Here is a 20,975-nt window from a genome sequence, read left to right on the forward strand (position 1 = left end):
TCGCGATAGCGTCGACGCCGCTTCGGGAGGAACAGGCGATGTCGCTCGATCCGGTGATCAAGACGCTGCTCGATGGCATGGCGGCGGCCGGCGGCCCCGCGCTGGGCTCGCAGGATGTCGCGGCGACGCGCGCGGCGTTCGACAACATGCCGCTGCCGAAGAAGGAGATCGCGCTCGCGAGCGTCGAGAACCGCAAGATCCCCGGGCCCGCAGGCGAGATCCCCATCCGCATCTATCAGCCGCACGGCGCGGGCGTGAAGCCGGTGCTCGTCTACATCCACGGCGGCGGCTGGGTGATCGGGACACTCGACTCCTACGACGCCACTTGCCGCGAGCTCGCGCAGGGCGCGGGCTGCGTCGTGGTGTCGGTCGACTACCGGCTCGCGCCCGAGAATCGCTACCCGGCGGCGCCCGACGATTGTTATGCCGCGCTGAAGTGGGTCGCCGCGAACGCCGCGAGCCTCGGCGCAGACGCGAAGCGCCTCGCGGTGGGCGGCGACAGCGCCGGGGGCAACCTCAGCGCGGTCGTTTCGCAGATGGCGCGCGACAAGGGCGGCCCCGCGATCCGGTTCCAGCTGCTGATCTACCCCGTGACCGACGCCGACTTCACGCGCGGCTCCTACGTCTCGAACGCGGAGGGCTACCTGCTCACGACCGCGTCGATGCATTGGTTCTGGGACCACTACCTGCCCGACAAGGCGAAGCGCGCCGAGGCCTACGCGTCGCCGCTGCGCGCGAAGGACTTGTCAGGGCTGCCCGCCGCATGGGTGTGCACCGCGGAGTTCGATCCGCTGCGCGACGAGGGCGAGGCTTACGCGAAGCGCCTGCAAGACGCGGGCGTCGCGACGCAGCTCACGCGCTTCGACGGCCTGATCCACGGCTTCGTCACGATGGGACTCGTGGCGCCGAAAGCGCAGGCGGCCGTCGACGAGGCAGTCGCGGCGCTCAAGAAGGGGCTCGGCGGCTGACGACCAAGGCCACGCAGCAGGGGCAGCGAGTCGAAGTGCGCAGCGTGGCGGAGGCGCGGCGTCTCGCGGAAGCCGGTGCGCCTTCGCGCGCGCTGCGGGCAACCCGCGCGCTCACGGGCGCGAGCGCCGCGCAGGCGCGCGCTTGGCTGGAAGAGATCCTCGCGCGCGGAAAACGCGCGGGGTTGCCGCTGCGCTTCCGCTGAGCTGCCTGCACGCGCATCAAGACGCCCGCGCTCGCCGCCGATGTAGAGCGGCATGGCGGCACCTCTCGAGATCGACGACACGCTGTTCGCGGCGATCACCGAGAGCCGCCTCGCGCTGCGCGTGCCCGTGCCGCTCGAGCTGGTCGTGTGGGACGGACTGCGTTCGAGGCGCGGCGAAGTGCTCGACATCTCGCTGACCGGCGCGCGCGTGCGCTTCGCGGAGCCCATCACTACGGATCGGCGCCCGTGGATCTGGCTCCCCGCCGGGCTCGGCGCTGCGTATCCGCAACCGATCGGCGTCGAGGTGGCGTGGTCGGACGCGCTCCCCGGCGCGCCTACCGGACACTGCCAGGTCGGCGTGCGCTTCCGCAGCTTTCCGCTCGGCGGGCGCGAGCGACTCGCACGCGTGCTCGCGGATCTCGTGGGGCGCGTCCCCGAGGCCGCGCAGATCGAGGAACCGGCCGACCGCCGCGCCGCTCCGCGCCACGCGTTCGAGCGCCGCATCATCGCGCGCGGGAAGGGCACGCCCCTCGTGCTGTTGGGGCGCGACCTCTCCGCGGGCGGGCTGTGCGTCGAGACGCGCCGCGCGCTCGCGATCGGCGACCGACTCCAGCTTGCCCTTCACGCCGGCGGCGAAGTCCCGCTCGTGATGCAGGCCGAGGTCGTGCGCGCGATCGGCGACGAGCGCTGGGGCCTCGCGTTTCGCGAGGTCAGCAGCGCGCAGCAGCTGCGCCTCGAGCAGATTCTGCGCGATCAGCTCTCGCCGCACGTCGGCCAGAACGCGCTGCTCGTGAGCGAGGTCCCCGCCTAGCTCGCTGGCAACGAGGCCGACCTGGATGCGGCGACCGGAGCCGGGGCCCAGCTCGCTCGGCTTCGCCTCGCTGCGCGCTGCGCTCGCTAGCGGAACAGGCGCGAGATCGAGCTGCCGTCGTGGATGGCGCGAATCGCGTCGGCGAATAGGCGCGCCACCGACAGCACGTGGACCTTGTCCACGCGTTTCTCCGGCGGCAGCGGCAGTGAGTCCGTCACGATCAGCGATTTCAGTGGCGAAGCCTCGAGACGCGGGATCGCCTTGCCCGAGAGCACTCCGTGCACGCACGCGGCCTCGACCGAGAGCGCGCCGCGCTGCAGCACGAACTGCGTCGCCTCCATCAGCGTGCCGCCCGTCGCGATCTCGTCGTCGATGATGAGCGCGTGCTTGCCCTCGACCTCGCCGATCAGGTTCGTGGCGCGCGCGTTGTCGTCGTCGCCGTAGCGGCGCTTGTCGACGATCGCGATCGGAAGGTTCAGCCGGTTGGCGTAGGCCCCGATCTCCTTCGACTCGCCGACGTCGCCGGCGACGAGCACGTAGTTCGAGAGATCGCGCGTCGAGCGCAGGTGGTCGCACAGGATCGGCGCGGCGTTGAGCTGGTCCGTGGGCATTCGGAAGAAGCCCTGCACCTGCGGCGAGTGCAGGTCCATCGTGAGCACGCGGTCCGCGCCGGCGGTCTCCAACAAGTCGGCCATCAGCCGTGCGGTGATCGAGATGCGCGGCCGGTCCTTCTTGTCCGAGCGCGTGTAAGGGAAGTAGGGGAGCACCGCGGTGATGCGGCCCGCGCTCGCGTGCTTGAGCGCGTCGATCGTGATGAGCAGCTCGACGATGCCGTCGGAGACCGGCGCGCACGAGGGTTGGATCACGAACACGTCCGCCTCGCGCACGTTCTCTTCGATCTGCACGAGCATGTTCTCGTTCGAGAAGCGCACCACGCTCGACGGGCAGAGATCGATCCCGAGGTGCCTGCAGATGTCGCGCGCCAGCTGCGGGTGCGCGGTGCCGCTGATGACCTTGATGTTGCCGATCATGCGTTCCCCCCGCGCGCTCGGCGTTCTCCGAATACACGAATCACAAGGAGAGCGCGCGGCGCGATCCTATCACCGGCCTCGCGCGCCAGCCGCAGAAACCTTCGCCCAAGAGTCGCGGAGTCCGACGGTGCGGTTGAAGACGGGCGCACCCGGGCGCGAGTCGGGGTCGGCGCAGAAGTAGCCCGTGCGCTCGAACTGCACGCGCAGCCCGGCGGCAACGTCCGCGAGACTCGGCTCGACGTACGCGCGCGCGAGCACTTCGAGCGAGGCGGGGTTCAGGTCCGCGAGAAAGTCGCCGTCGTGAGCCGAGCCGGGCTCCGCCGCGCTGAAGAGCGTGTCGTAGAGCCGCACCTCTGCGGCCGCCGCGTGCTGCGCCGAGACCCAGTGCAGCGTGCCCTTCACCTTGCGCCCGTCCGGCGAATCGCCGCCGCGCGTCGCGGGGTCGTACGTGCAGCGCACACTCGTGATCTCGCCCGCCGCGTTCTTCTCCACGCCCACGCACTTCACGAAGTAGGCGTATCGCAGGCGCACCTCGTTGCCGGGGTAGAGGCGGTGGAAGCCATTCGGCGGCGTTTCCTCGAAGTCCTCGCGCTCGATCCACAGCTCGCGCGCGAACGGCACTTTGCGCGCGCCCGCGCTCGCGTCTTCGGGGTTGTTGATCGCGTCGAGCTCTTCGCCGGGGCCTTCGGGGTAGTTCTCGATCACGAGCTTCAGCGGGCGCAGCACGGCCATGCGGCGCGGTGCGGTCTTGTTCAGGTGCTCGCGGATCTCGAACTCGAGGCGCGCGAGCTCGATCACGTTGTCGCGCTTCTGGAGGCCGACGCCGCTGGCGAAGCTGCGAATCGACTCGGGCGTGTAGCCGCGCCGGCGCAATCCCGCGATCGTCGGCATGCGCGGATCGTCCCAGCCGCGCACGCGCCCGTCGTCGACGAGCTGCTTCAGGAAGCGCTTGCTCATCACGGTGTGCGAGAGGTTGAGCCGCGCGAACTCGATCTGCTGCGGGCGCGGCTCGGGCAAGTCGAGCGCGGCCAGGATCCACTCGTAGAGCGGCCGGCGCGGCTTGAACTCGAGCGAGCAGAGCGAGTGCGTGATGCCCTCGATCGCGTCCGAGAGCGAGTGCGCGAAGTCGTACATCGGGTAGACGCGCCAGGTGGTGCCGGTGCGGTGATGGGGTGCATCGACGACGCGGTAGATGATCGGGTCGCGCATCGGCATGTCCGGCGAGGCCATGTCGATCTTCGCGCGCAGCGTGCGCTCGCCGGGGCGCGACTCGCCGCGCGACATCGCGGCGAACAGCGCGAGGTTCTCGTCGACCGAGCGCGTTCGATGCGGGCTGTTCCGGCCCGGCTCGGTGAGCGTGCCGCGGTGCGCCTCGATCTCCTCCGAGCTGAGGTCGCACACGAACGCCTTGCCGCGGCGGATCAGGTCGACCGCGAAGGCGTGGAGGCGCGGGAAGTAGTCGCTCGTGAAGTGGAGATGCGAGCCCCAGTCGAAGCCGAGCCAGCGCACGTCCTGCTGCTGGGCCGCGACGAACTCGTCGCTCTCGGCGGCGGGATTCGTGTCGTCGAAGCGCATGTGACAGCGCCCGCCGAATTCTTGGGCGACGCCGAAGTTGAGGCAGATCGCCTTGGCGTGGCCGATGTGCAGGTAGCCGTTCGGCTCGGGGGGCCAGCGCGTCACGACGCTCGCGTGCTTCCCCGACGCGAGGTCGTCGCGAATGATCTGGCGAATGAAGTCGAGCGGCTTGCTCGGCTCCGCGGCGGCGCTCATCCCGGTCCCCCGAAGGCGGCGCAACGTAACGGAGGCGCACGCGAAACTCCGCGCGGGCGGTTTCGCGCGCGTGCAACCCGCGCAACTATTCGCGCTTCCCGCCGCTCACTCCCGGGCGGCGACACGAGGTGCACGTCGCGATGAAGATCAAGGCCGCCATCTACCAGAAGCCCCACGAGCCGCTCACGATCGAGGAGGTGGAGCTGCGCAAGCCCGTGGCGGGCGAGGTGCTCGTGCGCACCGTGTGCAGCGGCGTGTGCCACTCCGACATGCACTTCGTCGACGGCCTCTGGCAGCTGCCGCTGCCGACCGTGCTCGGCCACGAGGCCGCGGGCGTCGTCGAAGAAGTAGGCGACGGCGTGACCTACGTGAAGAAGGGCGATCGCGTGATCATGTCCTTCCGGCCGTTCTGCGGCACTTGTTATTACTGCCTGCGCGGCACGCCCCACCTGTGCAACGACCCCGCGATTCAGGCGTCGTCAGCGAGCCGGCTCACGTGGAAGGGCGGACCCGTCCTTCAGTTCTCGAACGTGGGCTCGTTCTCCGAGTACATGATCACGTCGCAGCAAGGCGTGGTGAAGATCCCCACCGAGATGCCGATGGCCGAGGCCGCGCTGATCGGCTGCGGCGTGATGACCGGCATCGGCGCCGCGCTCTACACCGCGAAGGTGCCGGGCGGCGCGATCTGCGTGGTGATCGGCTGCGGTGGCATCGGCCTCAACGTGATCCAGGGCTGCAAGCTCGCCGGCGCGAGCCAGATCATCGCGGTCGACGTGGTGGACGGGAAGCTCGATCTCGCCAAGAAGTTCGGCGCGACGCACACCATCAACGCGAAGACCGACGATCCGGTCGCCGCGGTGAAGACGCTCACGAACGGACTCGGCGCCGAGTACGCGTTCGAAGCGATCGGCAGCCCGGCCGCCGCGACGCAGGCGTTCGAGATGATCCGCAACGGCGGCACCGCGGTGATCGTGGGCATGATGCCGCTCGGCTCCGAGGTGAAGCTGAACGGCGTGGGCTTCCTGATGGAGAAGAAGGCGATCGGCTGCATGTACGGCAGCGCGAACTTCCGCGAGCACATGCCGAAGCTCGTGGACCTGTTCCTGCAGGGCCGCATCGACCTGTCGGGGCTCGTGAGCCAGCGCCTCTCGCTGCACGAGGTGAACAAGGGCTTCGACCTGATGCGCAGCGGCAAGGTCGCGCGCAGCGTGCTCGACATCAGCGCCGCGTAGCGCGGGGGACGCGCACCTGGGACGTACGTGCACCGAATTCGATCTGCACGTACGTCCCAGGTGCGTGTCGATGTGCAGGTACGTCCCTGGTGCGCGGCTCGCGGCGCCGCCCACTACGCCGCTGGCTCCCGCCGCCGCACGTGCGCCTCGCGCACCGAGATCGCCGCTCGTCGCTGCTCGGGCGTGACGCGCACCGTCGCCGCCGGGAGATGCTGCGCGATGGCGGCGTGCTTCACGCAGCGCACGCGCGGCTGCGGGTTCGTGCGCGTCCAGATCCAGCGGTACTGGATCATCCCCTCGCGATTGCCGCACGTATCGAGCCAGTTCGCGACGCCGGGGTCGCGGTGCGCGATCACGCAGCGGAAGCGGCCGTCGGCGTCGACGCGCGCTTGGTTGTGATTGAGGCTGGTCTGGCGCGACGCGAACTCGAGCGTCTTGAACCACGGATCGCACAGCTCGATCTGCCAGTAGCGCGCGTCCGGCAGCTCGCTCTCGAAGATGAGCGCCTCGTCGTCGGCGAGCTTGTACCAGTCGTTTCCGTAAAAAATGTCCGGCGCGCCGCCCACGAAGCGCCGCGCTGCCGCGATCTCGCCGGGCCTCCACGCGTCGCGCAGCTGCTCCACCCACTCCATCCAGAAGCGCGTCGTCGTGAGCGTCCACTCGCCGGCGAGGTCGAGTCGGTCCGCCATCGCAGCGGCGGTCAGGTCTGCGGGCGCTGCGCCGCCCACGCGCTCGATGAAGAAGCTCGCGGGCGTCTCGCGCTCCCACTCGAGCAGGTACTGGCGAACTTGCAGGTAGGAGCCGTCGGGATGCAGCGGGACGAAGTCGCCCGCGTATCCGGCGGGCCGCTCGGGCGCGAGCAGCACGGAGAACGCGCCGCTCGCGTCGAAGTGAAGGTCCTTGCACGTGACGGCCGCGAACACGCGGTCGTCGCCGAGCTGCATGTGGCCCTCTTTCACTTCGAGCAGGAAGTCATACACGCTGCGGCGCTCGCCGAACACGCGATACGTGCCGCGCGGATCGACGCGCGCCCACAGGTACTGGTTGTCGGGATTCTCCGCGCCCCACTTCGCCTGCGAGTCGGGGTTGCGGATCCAGCGGGGTGCGCCCGGCTCGGCGAGCTCGAGCGCGTTGTAGAGGCCGGAGCGGACGAGCCCTAACAAGTAGCGGAAGCCCTCGGCGCGCAGCGCGTCGCTCTCGGCGCTCGCGAGGGGGAAGTCGAGCACCGCTTTGCCCGCCGCCGCGAGGTCGCGGCAGAAATCCTCCCACGCGCGTCCGTCGAGCAGGCGCGCGCGCTGCTCGGCCTCCGCGCGCCGCGGGCGCCGCAGCTTCTTCAGCGCGTCGCCGCGCAGCCCCGTGCCGCCCGTCGCGACGTCATCTCGCTCGCTCATGGGTCAGCCCTCGCTCGGAACGCCGAAGCGCTCCTGGTACGTGCGGAAGCGCTCGCGCTCTTCGCCCGCGCTGCGGCCGAGCGCGGCGAAGTCGTACTTGTGCGTGCCGTGCTTGCCGCGTGGCTTCGCGGCGGCGTAGTCGCGAATGCGCGCCGCCAGCTCCGGCGTGAAGGGCAGCCCGAAGCGCGCGTAGATCTGCTCGACCGCGCGCGCCGGGTCGCGCACGACGTTCGCGTAGAGCACGTCGCAGAACTGATTCTGCGGGATCGCGCCCGAGTCGCGGAACGCGCCCATCGCGTCGAGCAGCGCGCGGCAGGTCTCGGGCGAGAACCAGCCCTTGAACATCTCGGCGTCCACCGCATCGCTGCGCACGAACGCCGTCGAGTAGAGAATGCTCACGACCGAGGGCAGCACCTTCAGCGGATCGCGGTGCGTGATCACCACGCGCGCGTCGGGGTACTCGCCGAACAACACGGGCAGAAGGCCGAGCCACGACGGCGACTTCAGCACCCAGCGCGCGCGCGCATGGCGGGATTGCAGGTGCTGGAGGAAGCGGCGGTGAAACGCGAAGGCGACGGACTTGTCGGCGCTCGCGTACCACGCGGCGTAGCTCGGCACGATGTGGCGGCCCATCAGCTCGTCGCTCACGAAGCTCGGCGGCGTGATCTGGATGTCCTCGACCGGAATGCGCGCGCCCAGCTCGTGCATCGCGCGGTACTCGGGGACGATGTGGTTCCAGAGCTGGAGCTCCTCCTCCGCGCGCGCGATGCGCGCATCGCTCGCGTAGCTCGCGGCCTCGGGCGCGGGGCAGGGCAGGCGCACCTCCCAGTGCAGCGGGACGCGGCTAGTCGGGTCGAGCATCAAGAGCTCGTGCAGAATCGTCGTGCCGGTGCGCGGTAGGCCCGTGATGAAGATCGGGCGCTCGATGCGCTGCGCGGCGATCGCGGGATCGTGCCTCCGCGCATCGGTGAGGCGCAGGCGATTCGTCAGCCACGTCAGCACGTCGCCGCGCACGAGCATGCGGCCGAGCGCGTGCAGCTTCGCCTCGTCTTCGCACGCGCGCAGGAAGATTCGGTAGGGCGTGAGGAACTCGTCGCCGCCGAAGTCGTCGAGGCCCGTCTCGCGCCGCGCCGAATCGAGCAGCTCGTCCGCGTTCAGCGAGATCCAGCGCGGGTCGACCGCGGCATGGAGCGAGCGCACCCACGCGGGCCGCGGTCCGGGCTGCCACGGATCGTCGTTCTCGTGCACGCGTGCTCTCCACGAACAGCGCGCGCGGTGTTATCGCAGCTGCGGCACGCTCGCGCGGCGGAGACGGAGATGGCAGGACGCATCGAAGGCAGGGTCGCGGTGATCACCGGCGCGGGATCGGGCATCGGTCGCGCGATGGCGCTGCGCTTCGCGGCGGAAGGCGCCGCCGTCGTCGCGAACGACATCGCGGAGGCGGGGCTCGCTTCGCTCGCGAGCGAGCTGCGCGCGCGCGGCGCGGGCATCGAGACGCACGTGGGCGACATGGGCAGCGCCGCGGTGGCGGATGCCGCGGCCGCACTCGCGACGTCGCGCTTCGGGCGCCTCGACGTGTGGGTGAACAACGCGGGCGGCGGCATGCCGACGCCATTCGAGGCGACCCACGAGCGCGCCTACCGCGCCGAGCTCGCGCGCAATCTCGATACCGCGTGGTTCGGCTGCCAAGCCGCGCTGCGCGTGATGAAGGCGCAGGCGAGCGGCGCGCTGATCAACGTGTCGTCCGGCGGCGCGCTGCTCGCGTCCGAGGGCCTGCACGCGTACTCGGCGGCGAAGGCCGCGATCCTCTCGCTCACGCGCAACCTCGCGCTCGAGTACGGGCCGCTCGGCGTCCGCGTCAACGCGATCGCCCCGGGCCCGATCCTCACGCCCGTGTTCGCGGAGTACTTGAAGACGCTGCCTGGCGGCGCTGCTCGCGCCGGCGAGCACGTGCCGCTGCGGCGGCTCGGCAGGCCCGAGGAGATCGCCGCCGCCGCGCTCTTCCTCGCGAGCGACGACGCCAGCTACGTGAGCGGCGCGACGCTGGCCGTGGACGGCGCGATCACCGCGGTGCTGACCCCGCCGCGCGCGGGCTGAGCGGGCTCCCAGATCTGGAGCGCGTGCGTGGAGGCGCGATAGCGTGACGCGCCCCCACCCCCAAGGAGCCCGCGATGAAGGCCGCCGTTCTGCGCGAAGTGAACAAGCCGCTCTCGATCGAGGACGTGACGATCGACAACCCCGCGCCGCACGAGGTGCTCGTGCGCACCGTCGCCGCGGGCGTGTGCCACAGCGACCTGCACTTCCAGAACGGCGCCTACCAGTACCCGATGCCTGCCGTACTCGGGCACGAGTCGGCCGGCATCGTCGAGAAGGTCGGCAGCGAAGTTCATTACGTGAAGCCGGGCGATCACGTGATCACGTGCCTCTCCGTCTTCTGCGGCCACTGCGACTACTGCACCAAGGGCCGGCCGGCGCTCTGCGCGGGAAAGGGCGAGACGCAGCGCCAGCCCGGCGGGAAGCCGCGCCTCTCGAAAGACGGCGCGCCGGTGTGGCAGTTCCTCGATCTCTCCTCGTATGCGGAGCAGATGCTCGTCCACGAGAACGCGGTCGTGAAGATCGACCCCGAGATGCCGCTCGATCGCGCCGCCCTGATCGGCTGCGGCGTGATGACGGGCGCGGGCGCGGTGATGAACACGGCGCGCATTCCGGCGGGCTCGACGGTCGCGGTGCTCGGCTGCGGCGGCGTCGGGCTCGCGGCGATTCAGGGCGCTCGCATCGCGGGAGCGTCGCGCATCATCGCGGTCGACACGGTGCCGTCGAAGCTCGAGCTCGCGAAGCGCATGGGCGCGACCGACGGCGTCAACGCGAAGACGGGCGACCCCGTCGCGCAGGTGAAGGAGCTGACGGGCGGCGGCGTCGAGTTCTCGTTCGAGGCGATCGGCCTGAAGCGCACCGCCGAGCAGGCGTTCGAGATGCTGCGCAACGGCGGCACCGCCACGGTGATCGGCATGATCCCGGTCGGCCAGAAGATCGAGCTGCACGGCGTCGACTTCCTGTTCGAGAAGCGCATCCAGGGCTCGAGCATGGGCAGCAACGCGTTCCGCGTGGACATGCCGCGCTTCATCGAGCTCTACAAGCAGGGCCGCCTCAACCTCGACGACCTGATCAGCAAGCGCATCAAGCTCGCTGACGTGAATGCCGCGTTCGAGGACCTGAAGAAGGGCGAAGTCGCGCGCAGCGTGATCACGTTCAGCTGAGCGAGCGCCACTTCGTGCCAGACCCCGATTGGCCGGCGCCGCCTCAGCGGGCGCGCTGCAGCTGATCGAGCGCCGCGCGTGCTGGGGCGAGCGCTGGATCGAGCTCGAGCGCGCGCGTCAGGTGATGCTCGGCGCCCGCGCGGTCGCCGAGCTGTGCAAGCAGGCTACCGAGGTTCGCGTGCGCTTCCGCGAGCTGCGGCTGCGCGCCGAGGGCGCGCTCGAAGTGCGCGCGCGCGCCTGCAAGATCGCCGCGCGCGCGCAGCGCGAGCGCGAGGTTGTTGTGCGCGCTCGCGAGCTCGGGGCGCAGCGCGAGCGCGCGCTCGTAGTCGGTGATCGCGCCCGCCAGGTCGCCGCGCTGTGCGCGCAGGCCGCCGAGATTGCTCCAGCTCTCGGCGTCGCGCGGATCGAGTGCGACGGCGCGCTCGGCGTGCTGCTGCGCGTCGGCGAGCTTGCCTTGGGCGCCGAGTGCGATCGCGAGCGACGCGTGCGCGAGCGCGGTGTCGGGCGCGAGGAAGAGCACGCGATCGTAGGCGGCGATCGCGCCGTCGTAGTCGCCTGCGCGCTCCGCGGCTTCGCCGGTGCTGATCCAGGCCTGGAGCGAGGTGGGATTGGTGGCGCGCCACTGGGCGAGGAAGGCGGCGTCGGTGTGGTAGGCGGGAGCGCGCACGAGAGTCAGCGCGGCGAACGCGGTCAGCGCGACTGCCGCGACGCCGCGCGCGACGCGCGGCATGCGTGCGCCCGCCGCGAGGACCCCGAGTCCCGCCCAGCCCGCGAGCGCTGCAAAGCCCCAGCGCTCCGCAAAGCCGGGCTCCTGCACGAAGACGTTCGCGGTGGGCGCGATCGAGAGCCCGATCAGCGCGAGAAACCACAGCGCTCGCCCCCGGTCTCGGCGCATCGCGAGCAGGGTCAGCACGCTCGCGCAGAGAAGCGCGAAGAGCGTACGCGGCAGCGACCACCACACCGCGAGCGTCGGCTCGTACACGACGGCGAAGAACGGAGCGAGGGTCGTCTGCACGTGGTAGAGCAGCGACAGCAGCGGACCTTCGGGGCGCGAGAGCAGCGCGAGCTCGGGATTCGCGCCGGCAGGCACCGCGACGGAGCGAAGCGCGACGTACGCGGTGACGACGGCCGCGTGCGGCAGGTAGCGCGCGAGCCAAGCGCGCGGCCCGCGCGGGGGATCGGGCGCGATGCGCAGCGCGTCCGCGAGGCCTAACAACAGAGGGGTCGCGATCGCTTGCTCCTTCGAGAGCATCCCGAGCGCGAACCAAGCCACCGCGAGTGCGCGCCCGCGCGAATCGCCGCGCAGGTAGCCGCCGAGAGCGAGCAGCGTGAAGAGCGTGGGCAGCAGCGTCTCGCGTCCCGACGCGATCGGAATCACGCACTCCGACGCGATCGGATGCACCGCGAGCAGCAGCGCCGCCGCGCTCGAAGCGCGCGCGCTCACGCCGAGCGCGGGGCGCGTGAGCAGCGCACGGAGCGCCCAAGCGCACGCGAAGCCGAGCGCGAGATTCAGCGCGTGAAACGGCAGCGGGTTCGCACCGTGGAGCCATTTCTGCGCGACGTTGAGCAGCCGCGGGATCGGCCGGTAGTACGGCACCAGCGGCGACATCGGCTCCGCGAAGATGCGCGCCAGCTGCGAGAAGCTCTCGGGCACCGGCTCGTCCACGACGTGCAGCCAGTCGTCGTAGACGAAGCCCGCGAACAGCGAGCGTCCGTACACCACGAGCATCAGCGCTGCGAGGACCAGCGCTGCCTTCGCGCGATGGCTCACACGCGCGCCGCGCGGAAGCGCACCGGCATCCGGCGCGGGCCGTTGATGAACCACGAATGGAGGCGCTCCACCGGCCCCGCGTTCTCGAGGTCGTGCACGCGATCCAGCAGCTCGTCGAACATGCAGGCGATCTCGAGTCGCGCGAGGCTCGCGCCGAGGCAGAAGTGCGAGCCGCCGCCGCCGAACGCGACGTGGGGGTTCGGATCGCGGCGAATGTCGAAGCGGTCGGGCTCGGCGAACACCTCTTCGTCGCGATTCGCCGAGGGGTAGAAGATCACCACCGGTTCGCCCTCGCGGATCTTCACCCCGCTGAGCTCGGTGTCGCGCGTGGCGGTGCGCTGGAACTGCACGACGGGCGTGGTGAAGCGCAGCATCTCCTCGATCGCGGTGTCGAGAAGCGTGCGCTCTTTGCGCAGCGCGGCGAGCTGCTCGGGGTGATCGATCAGGGCCTGCATGCCCGACGCGACGAGGTTGCGCGTGGTGTCGCCGCCGGCGTTGATCAGCAACAAGAAGAACAGGTCGAACTCGAGGTCGCTGAGCCGCGAGCCGTCGAGCTCGGACGAGAGCAGCACGCTCGCGAGATCGCTGCCCGGGTTCGCGCGCTTCGCGGCGCGCACGCCGGCGCTGTAGGCGAACATCTCCGCGACGGCCTGCGCGGATTCGGGCGCGTTGTCGGCGCTGTGCATGATCTCGGTGAGCTCGTAGAGCTTGCGCCCGTCCTCGAGTGGAATGCCGACGAGCTCCGCGATCAGGTAGCTCGGCAGCTCGCCGGCGATGTCCGTCACGAAGTCGCACTCGCCGCGCGGCAGCACGGCGTCGACGATCTGCTTGCAGAGCGCGCGGATGCGCGGCTCGAGGGCTGAGACGCGGCGCGGCGTGAAGCCGCGATTCACGAGCGAGCGCAGGCGCGTGTGCTGCGGCGGGTCCATCCCCAACAACATGAGCCGCGACTGTTCGAGCCCGACCGGATCCGCCTCGGGCGTGGGCATGTAGCCCTTCCGCGCGGACGAGAAGAGCGCGGAGTCGCGCGAGACCGCCAGCACGTCCGCATGTCGCGTGATCGCCCAGAACCCGCCCGCGCCCGTGTGCGGATGCCAGTACACGGGCGCCTCACGGCGCAGCGTGCGAAACGCCTCGTAGGGCGGACCGGAGGCGAAGGTCGCGGCGTCAAGCAGATTCGGGATGTCGCGCATTGGAGCGCAGCGTAGGCCCCGTGGCAGAGGAAATCGCGTGCGCCAAACCGGGGACGTTCCGCAAGTAAGTAAAGAAACTCCCGCTTTACCTTCTTGCGGAACGTCCCCGAGGTGGAGCGCTCCGCTTCACGCGCCGCGGACGCTTGTGAGCCCCGCAGAGGAAATCGCGTGCGCCAGACCGGGGACGCTCCGCAAGTAAGTAAAGAAGCTCCTGCTTTACTTTCTTGCGGAACGTCCCCGAGTGCGCGGCTTCGCCTCCCCGAGTGCCCCGCTTCGGGTGCGCGACGCTTCGCGCGCGCGAACGCTCGTTCACTCCGGCAGCGCGAACCCCAGCAGCCAGTCGCCGCGCTCGCTCGGGATGCTGGTGTGGCCGCCCGCGGCGATCACCACGAACTGCCGGCCGCCGGGCCGCGCGCGGTAGGTCAGCGGGTTCGCGTGGGCGCCGGCGGGGAGGTGCGCGCGCCAGAGCTCGGCGCCGCTCGCGGCGTCGAAGGCGCGCAGGTAGCCGTCCATCGCGGCGCCGATGAAGACGAGACCGCTCTGCGTCGCGAGCGGCCCGCCCATTCCCGGCGGCGCCCACGGCAGCCAGAACGGCCACGGCGCACTGCCACGCGTGGTGCCGAGCGGTGCGCGCCACGCGACATCGCCGTGCGCGAGGTCGATCGCGACCAGCTCGAACCACGGCGGCTTCGTGCACGGGATGCCGAGCGGCGAAGTGAACACGCGCTGGATCGCGGCATACGGCGCGCCCGCCATGGGCACGAGCCAGCGGTCGCGCGTGCGCGGGCCGAAGGCGAGGGCGTGCCCGCGCGGCACGAGCTGCTCGATCATCGCGATGCGCGACTGCGCGAGAAACAACAGCTCGCGCCCCGGGTCGAGCGCGCTGCCGCCCCAGTTCACGCCGCCCGCGACGCCGGGGAACTGCACGGCGCCGGCGAGGCTCGGCGGCGTGAAGGCGCCCTCGTTGCGCGACGCGGCCAGCAGCTCGCGGCACGCGGCGCGGTCCCAAGGTGTTAGGCCGAACAGGTCTTCCTCGCGCACGCCGTGCGGATGGAGCGGGGGCGGAAACGTGGGGAAGGGTTGCGTCGCCGCGGTGCGCTCCTCGGCCACGTCGGTCTGCGGCACCGCGCGCTCCTCGACTCTGTGCAGCGGCTCGCCGGTCTCGCGATTCAGCAAGAACACATGGCCCGCCTTCGTGGAGACGGCGAGCGCTGGCGCGCCCGCGTGCTCGAGCAGCGTCGGCTGCGCGCCCACGTCGTAGTCCCAGAGATCGCGGTGCACGGTCTGAAAGCGCCACACGACTTCGCCCGTCGCGCCGCGCAGCGCGATCACGGCACTGCGGTAGTGGTCGATCGCGCCGCGCGTGTCGCCGCGAAAGAAGTCGTTGCTCGGGTTGCCCGTCGTGATGAAGAGCAGGTCGCGCGCTTCGTCCGCCGCGAACACGCCCCACGCGTTCGGCGTGCCGCGATGGAACTGCGGCGAGCCGTCTGCCGCGGCTGGAAGCTCGGGCGTGCCCGGCGGCGCTGGATCGAACGCCCAGCGCAGCGCGCCCGTGCGCGCGTCGAAGCCGCGCACGACGCCGCCCGCGATGTCGAAGCGTTGGTTGTCCGATACTTGGTGCCCCGTCGCGATCACGTCGCGGATCGCGGTGGGCGGGGAGGTCACGCGCACCTCGCCGGGCGAAACCGCGCCGAGCCCGCGCTCGAGCTCGACTTCCCCGTTCGCCCCGAAGTCCGCGCACGGCCTGCCGTTCTTCGCATCGAGCGCGATCAGCCGCGCGTCGTTCGTGGCGGTGAAGACGCGCACCGCGCAGGCCGCATCGGGGGCGGCTGCGGGGTCGTGCCACAACGTCACGCCGCGGCACACGAGGCCGTGGCCGTCGCGCTCGAGCGCGGGATCGAAAGCCCAGCGCGAGCGACCAGTTTCGGCGTCCACCGCGAACACGCGGTTGAACGGGGAGCATAAGTAGAGGGCGCCATCGTGCAGGACGGGCGTCGCCTGGAACGACGTGCGCAGCTCGCCGCTCGGGTCCCAGTCGCCGGTGCGGAAGCTCCAGGCGAGCTCCAGCGCACCCACGTTCGCAGGCGTGATCTCGCCGAGCGCCGAGAACTTCGTGCCGGCCGCATCGCCGCCCCAGTGCGACCAGCCCGCGGCCGGCGCGCTCGGCTCGCGCTGGAAGCTCGGTGCGCCGCACGCCGCAAGCGCGAGAGCGCCGACTGCAAGCGCGAGGCCGCAAGCACTGCGCAGCCGCGCGCGCAGCGAGCCGCAGGCGAGCGAAGTCACCGGGCCGGATCGAGGCGAATCACGACGGGCTGCCCGCGCTCGATCTGCCACGCGGGCGAGTTCGAGTTGCTCGTCCAAACGCGGCCCTCGGCGTCGAAGTCGAGCTCGCGCGTGTACGTCACGCGCGTCGGCAGCGGATACACCGTGAAGCGCTTCGCGTCGGGCTCGTAGCGAATCAGCGTGTCGCTGTTCGTGCCGCACACCCACACGTGCTGCGTGACGGGGTGAATCGCGAGCGCGTACGGCGTCTCGCCCGCGAGCGGCTGCGTCGGCAGCGCGATCTGCTCGAAGTGCTCCGTCGCAGGATCGAACCACGCGATGTGTCCCGTCGTGAAGCTCGGGATCCAGAGGCGGCCCTTCGCGTCGAAGCGCAGGCGCCGCGGGCCGGGGAACGGCGTCTCCCACAGCTTCACGGCGAGCGTCTCGGGATCGATGCGGCCGATGCGGTTCTCGTTCAGCTGCGAGAACCACACGCCGCCGTCGGGCGCGATGTCGATCCCGTAGGGCACGGGCATGTTGAAGCCGTCGGCGGACTCCGAGGCGTCGCCGCGCAGGTTGATCGCGTCGAACTTTTCGTCGAGCCAGAACATCGCCGGCATGAGCCGCAGCACGACTTCCTGCGCGAGCGTGCGCGCGGGCAGCCGCACGTGGGCTTGCTTGCTTGTTACGGGATCGAAGCGCCCGACGTGGTTCGAGGCGCTCATCGTGTACCAGATGCGCCCCTTGCGATCGAAGCGCAGCGTGTGCGGATAGATCCCGTCCGCGACCTCGTGGATCGCAAACGTCTTCGACTTCGGATCGAAGCGCGCGAGGCGATTGCCGATCGCGAGGGTGATCCAGACCGCGCCGTCGGGAGCGACCTGCAGCGAGTGCGGGCCGACGTGCGCGCTCGAAGCCTGCGACGGCGGGCGGTCTTCGCCGCCGAAGATCCCACCGAGCGCGACGCCCGCGACCTCGACGGGCCATGACTCGCGTTGGCCGTCGCCCGCGCGCGGATCGAGGCGAAACAGTGCGTCCTGTGCGCCATCGACCGAGTAGAGCGTCCCGTCCGGGTGCGCGATCACATCGTGCTGCATCGAGGCGCGACCACCGAGGTCCCACTCCTCTATGACGGCGCGGCGCACCTCGGCGGGCGGCGGCGGCGCGAAGCGCTCCGCGTTCTCCCAGCCGCGGGTGAGCGCCGGCACCGCGTGCTTCGGGTCGTATGCCGCGTTGAACAGATCCGGCACGCGCGCGCGCAGGGCGCTCGGCAGCATCGCGCCGCGCCGGCCCATCAGCGCGAGGATCTTCTCCCAGTCCTCCGTGCTGCGAACGCGCCGCGTCCACGGCGCGCCCTGCTGGTGGCAGTACGTGCACTCGCGCTTCAGCAGGTGCTGCTCGCTCGCGCCGAGGTCGCGCATCGCGAGCGCGTACCAGTGGTGCGCGGGAAGCTGCGCGGCGACCTCGCCGGCGCGCGTGTGGCGAGTCGCGCGCAGCTCGAGCGGGCCGCTTGTTACGGCGTCGAGCCACGCGTCCTCCCAGCCGATGCGCCGCGCGCGCACGCGCCACGCGTCGCCACCCTCCGGCGTCGGCAACACGAACGCGCCGTCATCCCCGCTGAACACCGTGACGCGATAGGCCGGGTCGCCGCGCTCCGCGGTGACGTGCGCGCCCGCGATCGGCGCGCCGCTCGCGGCGTCGACGATGCGCCCGCCCAGCTCGGCATGCGCGAGCGCGGGCAAGAGCGCGAGGGCGAGTGCGGAGCTGCGACGCATCGCGCCACATCGTACGCCCGCACTCGCGCGAGATCGCTGCGGACTTGCGCTATGCGAGCCGATAGCTTGCGCGTGCCCGCGGAGCGTCATTGAGCCAAGCCGACCCGAACTCGCCGCAGGACGCTCCCGTACGCGCACCGCGCTGGACCCGCGTCGTGCCTTGGCCCGCTCGCATGCCCGCCCTCACACCGCGGCAGTGGAAAGTCCTCGGGCTGCTCGGCGCGACCGAGTTCATCGATCATTTCGACGTGGGTCTGCTCTCGATCCTGCTCGTGCAGATCCAGGCGGGCCTCGGCGTCGCGGAGAACGAGATCGGCACGATCTCGGCGTGGATCCGCATGGGCGTGTTGCTCTCGCTCGCGGCGGGCGTGATCGCGGATCGCGTGGGTCGCCGCCGGCTGCTCCTCATCACGGTGATCGGCTTCTCGATCACGACGTTTCTGACGGCGTTCTCACGCACACCCGAGGAGTTCGCCGCGCTTCAGTTCCTCGGGCGCGCGTTTCTCTACGAGGAGACCGCGATCGCGATGGTGGTGGTGACCGAGGAGCTCGCCGCGAAGGACCGTGGCTTCGGCCTCGGCTTGTTAGGTGCGCTCGGCGCGTTCGGTCACGGCGCCGCCGCGATCTCGCTCAGCATCGTCGCGCACGTCCCGTTCGGCTGGCGGGCGCTCTACGCGATCGGCGTGCTGCCGCTGCTCGGCCTCGCATGGCTGCGGCGCAATCTTCCAGAGACCGCACGCTTCGCCGCAACGAAGACCGCGGGCACGAAGTGGTGGCAGCCGCTCGCGGCGCTGTTCCGCGCATACCCGGGCCGCCTCAGCGCCGTGCTCGCCGTCGCGTTCTCGGTCGACTTCGCGAACAGCGCGGCGGTCGGCTTCATGGCGAAGACGCTGCAACAAGTGCACGGCTACGCGCCGGGCCAGGTCACGCTCCTCTACCTGCTCGGCGGCATGCTCGCGATCGCGGGCAACCAGGCGGCGGGGATCTGGAGCGATCGCGTGGGCCGGCGGCCGGTGCTGATCGTGCTGCTCGCGATCGCGGGCCTCGCGTTCGCCGGCTTCTACGACCTGCGCGGCTGGATCATCGTGCCGCTCTGGATCGCGCAGGTGTTCGCGCTGCAGGGCGCGGCGGTGATTCTGCGCGCGCTCGGCAGCGAGCTGTTCCCCACCTCGTATCGCAGCACCGCCTCTTCCGCGCGCCTCGCGGCTGCGGTGCTCGGCGGCTCGCTCGGGCTCATGCTCGAGTCAAAGCTCTACGACGTGCTCGGCTCGCACGCGGCGGCGATCAGCGCGCTGCTGCCCGGCTTCCTCGTCGCGATCCTGATCGTGTGGCTGTTCGTGCCCGAGTCCGCGCGGCGCGAGCTGGAAGAGGTTTCGCCCGAGCGCGCCGCTCCGTAAGTTGGGAGCACTTCGAGGGGGCGAGGTGGGAAGCGAGCGCTGGCGGCACATCCGCGCGTTCGCAGCGCGCTGCGTGTGCGCTGCGCTGCTCGCGTGCGCGGTCATCGCCTGCGAATCGCCGCCCGCGCGCCCCGTGACGACTCACGTCGTGCAGCGCGGCGAGAACCTCTACCGCATCGCGCTCCACTACGGCGTGAGCGTCGACGCGCTGATGCGCGAGAACGGCATCCGCGACCCGCGCACGCTCGAAGTGGGCGCGCGGCTGCGCATCCCGGGCGCGAAGCGCAGCGCGCCGCGGGAGCCGCTCGCGCGCGAGCTCGACGCCGAGGCGAAGGCGCTCGCGCTCGGCTGGCCCGTGCACGGCGTCGTCACCTCGGGCTTCGGCGTGCGCAATGGGCGCCCGCACGAAGGCATCGACATCAGCACGCGCGAAGGCGCGCCCGTGTGGGCCTCGGCGCCCGGCGTCGTGACCTTTTCGGGGCGCCTCGGCGGCTACGGCAACATCGTCGTGGTGAAGCACGACGCGCTCTACTCGACGGCCTACGCCCACAACAAGCGCAACCACGTCGAGAAGGGCGAGCGCGTCGAGCGCGGGCAACACATCGCCGACGTCGGCAAGACCGGGAATGCGCGCGCGCGCTTTCCGATCGTGCACTTCGAAGTGCGGCGCGGCGAGGAGCCGAGGAATCCGCTGCGCTATTTGCCATGACTGCGCGCGCTGCGCTGCACGACGCGAGGGATCCGTGAGTGCCGAAGACCTGAAGCGCTTGATTCGCGACATCCCCGACTTCCCGAAGCCGGGCATCCTGTTCCGCGACGTGACGCCGCTGCTGCTGCACGAGCCGGCGCTGCGCGCGGCGATCGACGCGCTCGCCGCGCCGTTCCGCGGCGCCGGCGTTCAGCGCGTGCTCGGCATCGAGTCGCGCGGCTTCATCTTCGGCGCGCCCGTCGCGCTCGCCCTCGGCGCGGGCTTCGCGCTCGTGCGCAAAGAGGGAAAGCTGCCGTTCGAGACGTTTGCCGCGTCGTACGCGCTCGAGTACGGCGAGGACCGCGTCGAGATGCACGTCGACGCCGTCTCGAAGGGACAACGCGTGCTCGTGGTCGACGACCTGATCGCGACCGGCGGTACCGCCGCGGCAGCCGTGAAGCTCGCACGCATGGCGGGCGGCGAAGTGGTCGGCGCGAGCTTCCTGATCGAGCTCTCGGCCCTCGGCGGGCGCCAGGCGATGGACGTGCGCTGCGAGGCGGTGCTGAAGTATTGAGCGCGGACTCCGGTAGGTTCCGCGCGCTCGCCCCCGTAGCTCAGACGGATAGAGCAGCGGTTTCCTAAACCGCGTGTCGTCGGTTCGACTCCGGCCGGGGGCGCCAGCCGAACTCTGCGAGTTCCCTCAGCAATTCGGCGCGGTGCGCTCTCGGCGGTCGCTGCGACCGCGAGGGCAGGGGCCGTCTGGGGCCGTTCGGGTGCGTCGGATGCCACGGGCGCACCCGAGAAGTTGGCGAACGAGAGGTCCGCTTCCTCCCCGCGAAGTGCATGCGCGTAGACGCGAAGCGTGAGCGCAGGGTCCGCGTGCCCCCGCTGCGGCGCCCGCACGCGCGTGATCTCGGCGCATCTTCCCCCAGATGCGGTCGCCGCGATCCTCGGATGCCTCGGCCTGCCGACGCGAGCGCCTCCGGCCACGCCGCCGCGAAGCGACGAGCTATGGGCGGACGACGGATTCGAGACGCACCTTCGCACCTGAGGAGCCGCGAGCGCCGCGGCGGGCTGCGGAAGGCGGGCGTGCGCCCGCTCGCAGGGCGGGGGGCGCGGCGTCCCGTCGCCGCACCCGGATCGGCTTGATTTCCCCGCCTATAGGCGACGAAACGGTCCGGCGGTGCTGGATTTGTCATAACGTTCGTTCGCGACCCAGCGGGAAA

17 protein-coding genes and 1 tRNA gene are annotated in these 20,975 nt (G+C 71.0%); 10 read left to right on the plus strand and 8 right to left on the minus strand.

Translation table 11 applies throughout. The features are described 5' to 3' along the window. The first annotated feature begins 38 nt into the window (after positions 1–38). From FJ091_19675 to FJ091_19685, 3 genes are read left to right on the plus strand one after another with little or no spacing between them, the layout of a single operon-like run. Complete coding sequence (locus FJ091_19675) at positions 39–968, plus strand: alpha/beta hydrolase (protein ID MBM4385576.1); 930 nt, start codon at positions 39–41, stop codon at positions 966–968. A 35-nt stretch (positions 969–1,003) separates the two neighbouring features. Further along, positions 1,004–1,171, plus strand: a complete 168-nt coding sequence (locus FJ091_19680) for a hypothetical protein (GenBank protein MBM4385577.1) — start codon at positions 1,004–1,006, stop codon at positions 1,169–1,171. 52 nt (positions 1,172–1,223) lie between these two features. Continuing rightward, positions 1,224–1,982, plus strand: a complete 759-nt coding sequence (locus FJ091_19685; protein MBM4385578.1) for a PilZ domain-containing protein — start codon at positions 1,224–1,226, stop codon at positions 1,980–1,982. Positions 1,983–2,068: 86 nt separating this feature from the next. On the opposite strand, the gene FJ091_19690 is transcribed toward FJ091_19685, so the two are convergent. Together FJ091_19690 and FJ091_19695 are read right to left on the minus strand one after the other, a co-directional pair. Next, complete coding sequence (locus FJ091_19690; protein ID MBM4385579.1) at positions 2,069–3,013, minus strand: ribose-phosphate pyrophosphokinase; 945 nt, start codon at positions 3,011–3,013, stop codon at positions 2,069–2,071. A 69-nt stretch (positions 3,014–3,082) separates the two neighbouring features. Next, positions 3,083–4,783 carry a glutamine--tRNA ligase/YqeY domain fusion protein gene (locus FJ091_19695; protein ID MBM4385580.1) on the minus strand — a complete coding sequence of 567 codons (1,701 nt, stop codon included), beginning with the start codon at positions 4,781–4,783 and terminating at the stop codon, positions 3,083–3,085. Between the two features lie 146 nt (positions 4,784–4,929). On the opposite strand from FJ091_19695, the gene FJ091_19700 reads away from it, so the two are divergent. After that, the gene (locus FJ091_19700; GenBank protein MBM4385581.1) at positions 4,930–6,015 is read left to right on the plus strand and encodes a Zn-dependent alcohol dehydrogenase; all 1,086 of its coding nucleotides are present in this window, start codon (positions 4,930–4,932) and stop codon (positions 6,013–6,015) included. A gap of 113 nt (positions 6,016–6,128) precedes the next feature. Here the strand turns inward: FJ091_19700 and FJ091_19705 are convergent, their stop codons facing one another. Then, positions 6,129–7,406: a DUF1214 domain-containing protein gene (locus tag FJ091_19705; GenBank protein MBM4385582.1), complete on the minus strand. Its 1,278-nt coding sequence runs from the start codon at positions 7,404–7,406 to the stop codon at positions 6,129–6,131. Positions 7,407–7,409: 3 nt separating this feature from the next. Next, positions 7,410–8,654: a sulfotransferase gene (locus FJ091_19710; protein ID MBM4385583.1), complete on the minus strand. Its 1,245-nt coding sequence runs from the start codon at positions 8,652–8,654 to the stop codon at positions 7,410–7,412. Positions 8,655–8,723: 69 nt separating this feature from the next. Here FJ091_19710 and FJ091_19715 point away from each other — a divergent pair, with 69 nt between their 5' ends. Both FJ091_19715 and FJ091_19720 read left to right on the plus strand, forming a co-directional pair. Next, complete coding sequence (locus FJ091_19715) at positions 8,724–9,503, plus strand: SDR family oxidoreductase (GenBank protein ID MBM4385584.1); 780 nt, start codon at positions 8,724–8,726, stop codon at positions 9,501–9,503. Positions 9,504–9,577: 74 nt separating this feature from the next. Beyond that, positions 9,578–10,663: a Zn-dependent alcohol dehydrogenase gene (locus tag FJ091_19720; GenBank protein MBM4385585.1), complete on the plus strand. Its 1,086-nt coding sequence runs from the start codon at positions 9,578–9,580 to the stop codon at positions 10,661–10,663. A 43-nt stretch (positions 10,664–10,706) separates the two neighbouring features. Here FJ091_19720 and FJ091_19725 read toward each other — a convergent pair whose 3' ends face one another. From FJ091_19725 to FJ091_19740, 4 genes are all read right to left on the minus strand, one after another. Beyond that, a complete protein-coding gene (locus FJ091_19725) occupies positions 10,707–12,434 on the minus strand; it encodes a tetratricopeptide repeat protein (GenBank protein ID MBM4385586.1) in 1,728 nt (575 codons plus the stop codon). Further along, positions 12,431–13,627 carry a cytochrome P450 gene (locus tag FJ091_19730; GenBank protein MBM4385587.1) on the minus strand — a complete coding sequence of 399 codons (1,197 nt, stop codon included), beginning with the start codon at positions 13,625–13,627 and terminating at the stop codon, positions 12,431–12,433. Before FJ091_19730 ends, FJ091_19725 begins: the two co-directional genes overlap by 4 nt. A gap of 309 nt (positions 13,628–13,936) precedes the next feature. Next, positions 13,937–15,910, minus strand: coding sequence for a pyrroloquinoline quinone-dependent dehydrogenase (locus FJ091_19735; GenBank protein MBM4385588.1), 1,974 nt, complete (start codon positions 15,908–15,910; stop codon positions 13,937–13,939). After that, positions 15,907–17,664 carry a carboxypeptidase regulatory-like domain-containing protein gene (locus tag FJ091_19740; protein ID MBM4385589.1) on the minus strand — a complete coding sequence of 586 codons (1,758 nt, stop codon included), beginning with the start codon at positions 17,662–17,664 and terminating at the stop codon, positions 15,907–15,909. The genes FJ091_19735 and FJ091_19740 overlap by 4 nt, the downstream gene beginning before the upstream one ends. 89 nt (positions 17,665–17,753) lie before the next feature. Between FJ091_19740 and FJ091_19745 the strand changes: the two genes are divergently transcribed. From FJ091_19745 to FJ091_19760, 4 genes are all read left to right on the plus strand, one after another. After that, the gene (locus FJ091_19745; GenBank protein ID MBM4385590.1) at positions 17,754–19,061 is read left to right on the plus strand and encodes an MFS transporter; all 1,308 of its coding nucleotides are present in this window, start codon (positions 17,754–17,756) and stop codon (positions 19,059–19,061) included. Between the two features lie 25 nt (positions 19,062–19,086). Then, positions 19,087–19,770 (plus strand): peptidoglycan DD-metalloendopeptidase family protein, encoded by a 684-nt coding sequence (locus tag FJ091_19750; protein MBM4385591.1) that lies wholly within the window; start codon positions 19,087–19,089, stop codon positions 19,768–19,770. Next, on the plus strand, positions 19,688–20,323 hold the full coding sequence (locus FJ091_19755) for an adenine phosphoribosyltransferase (protein ID MBM4385592.1): 636 nt from the start codon (positions 19,688–19,690) through the stop codon (positions 20,321–20,323). The genes FJ091_19750 and FJ091_19755 overlap by 83 nt, the downstream gene beginning before the upstream one ends. A 29-nt stretch (positions 20,324–20,352) precedes the next feature. Continuing rightward, positions 20,353–20,429 (plus strand) — tRNA-Arg (locus FJ091_19760). Positions 20,430–20,975 lie beyond the last annotated feature (546 nt).

It is taken from the genome of Deltaproteobacteria bacterium, from assembly GCA_016875395.1.
In the GTDB taxonomy this organism is placed as follows: domain Bacteria; phylum Myxococcota_A; class UBA9160; order UBA9160; family UBA6930; genus VGRF01.

Bases quoted from the DNA above. Each gene is read 5' to 3' on its own strand.
- FJ091_19675 (MBM4385576.1), top strand. From the start codon at position 39: ATGTCGCTCGATCCGGTGATCAAGACGCTGCTCGATGGCATGGCGGCG.
- FJ091_19685 (MBM4385578.1), top strand. From the start codon at position 1,224: ATGGCGGCACCTCTCGAGATCGACGACACGCTGTTCGCGGCGATCACC.
- FJ091_19690 (MBM4385579.1), bottom strand. From the start codon at position 3,013: ATGATCGGCAACATCAAGGTCATCAGCGGCACCGCGCACCCGCAGCTG.
- FJ091_19695 (MBM4385580.1), bottom strand. From the start codon at position 4,783: ATGAGCGCCGCCGCGGAGCCGAGCAAGCCGCTCGACTTCATTCGCCAG.
- FJ091_19705 (MBM4385582.1), bottom strand. From the start codon at position 7,406: ATGAGCGAGCGAGATGACGTCGCGACGGGCGGCACGGGGCTGCGCGGC.
- FJ091_19715 (MBM4385584.1), top strand. From the start codon at position 8,724: ATGGCAGGACGCATCGAAGGCAGGGTCGCGGTGATCACCGGCGCGGGA.
- FJ091_19720 (MBM4385585.1), top strand. From the start codon at position 9,578: ATGAAGGCCGCCGTTCTGCGCGAAGTGAACAAGCCGCTCTCGATCGAG.
- FJ091_19730 (MBM4385587.1), bottom strand. From the start codon at position 13,627: ATGCGCGACATCCCGAATCTGCTTGACGCCGCGACCTTCGCCTCCGGT.
- FJ091_19740 (MBM4385589.1), bottom strand. From the start codon at position 17,664: ATGCGTCGCAGCTCCGCACTCGCCCTCGCGCTCTTGCCCGCGCTCGCG.
- FJ091_19755 (MBM4385592.1), top strand. From the start codon at position 19,688: ATGCGCGCGCGCGCTTTCCGATCGTGCACTTCGAAGTGCGGCGCGGCG.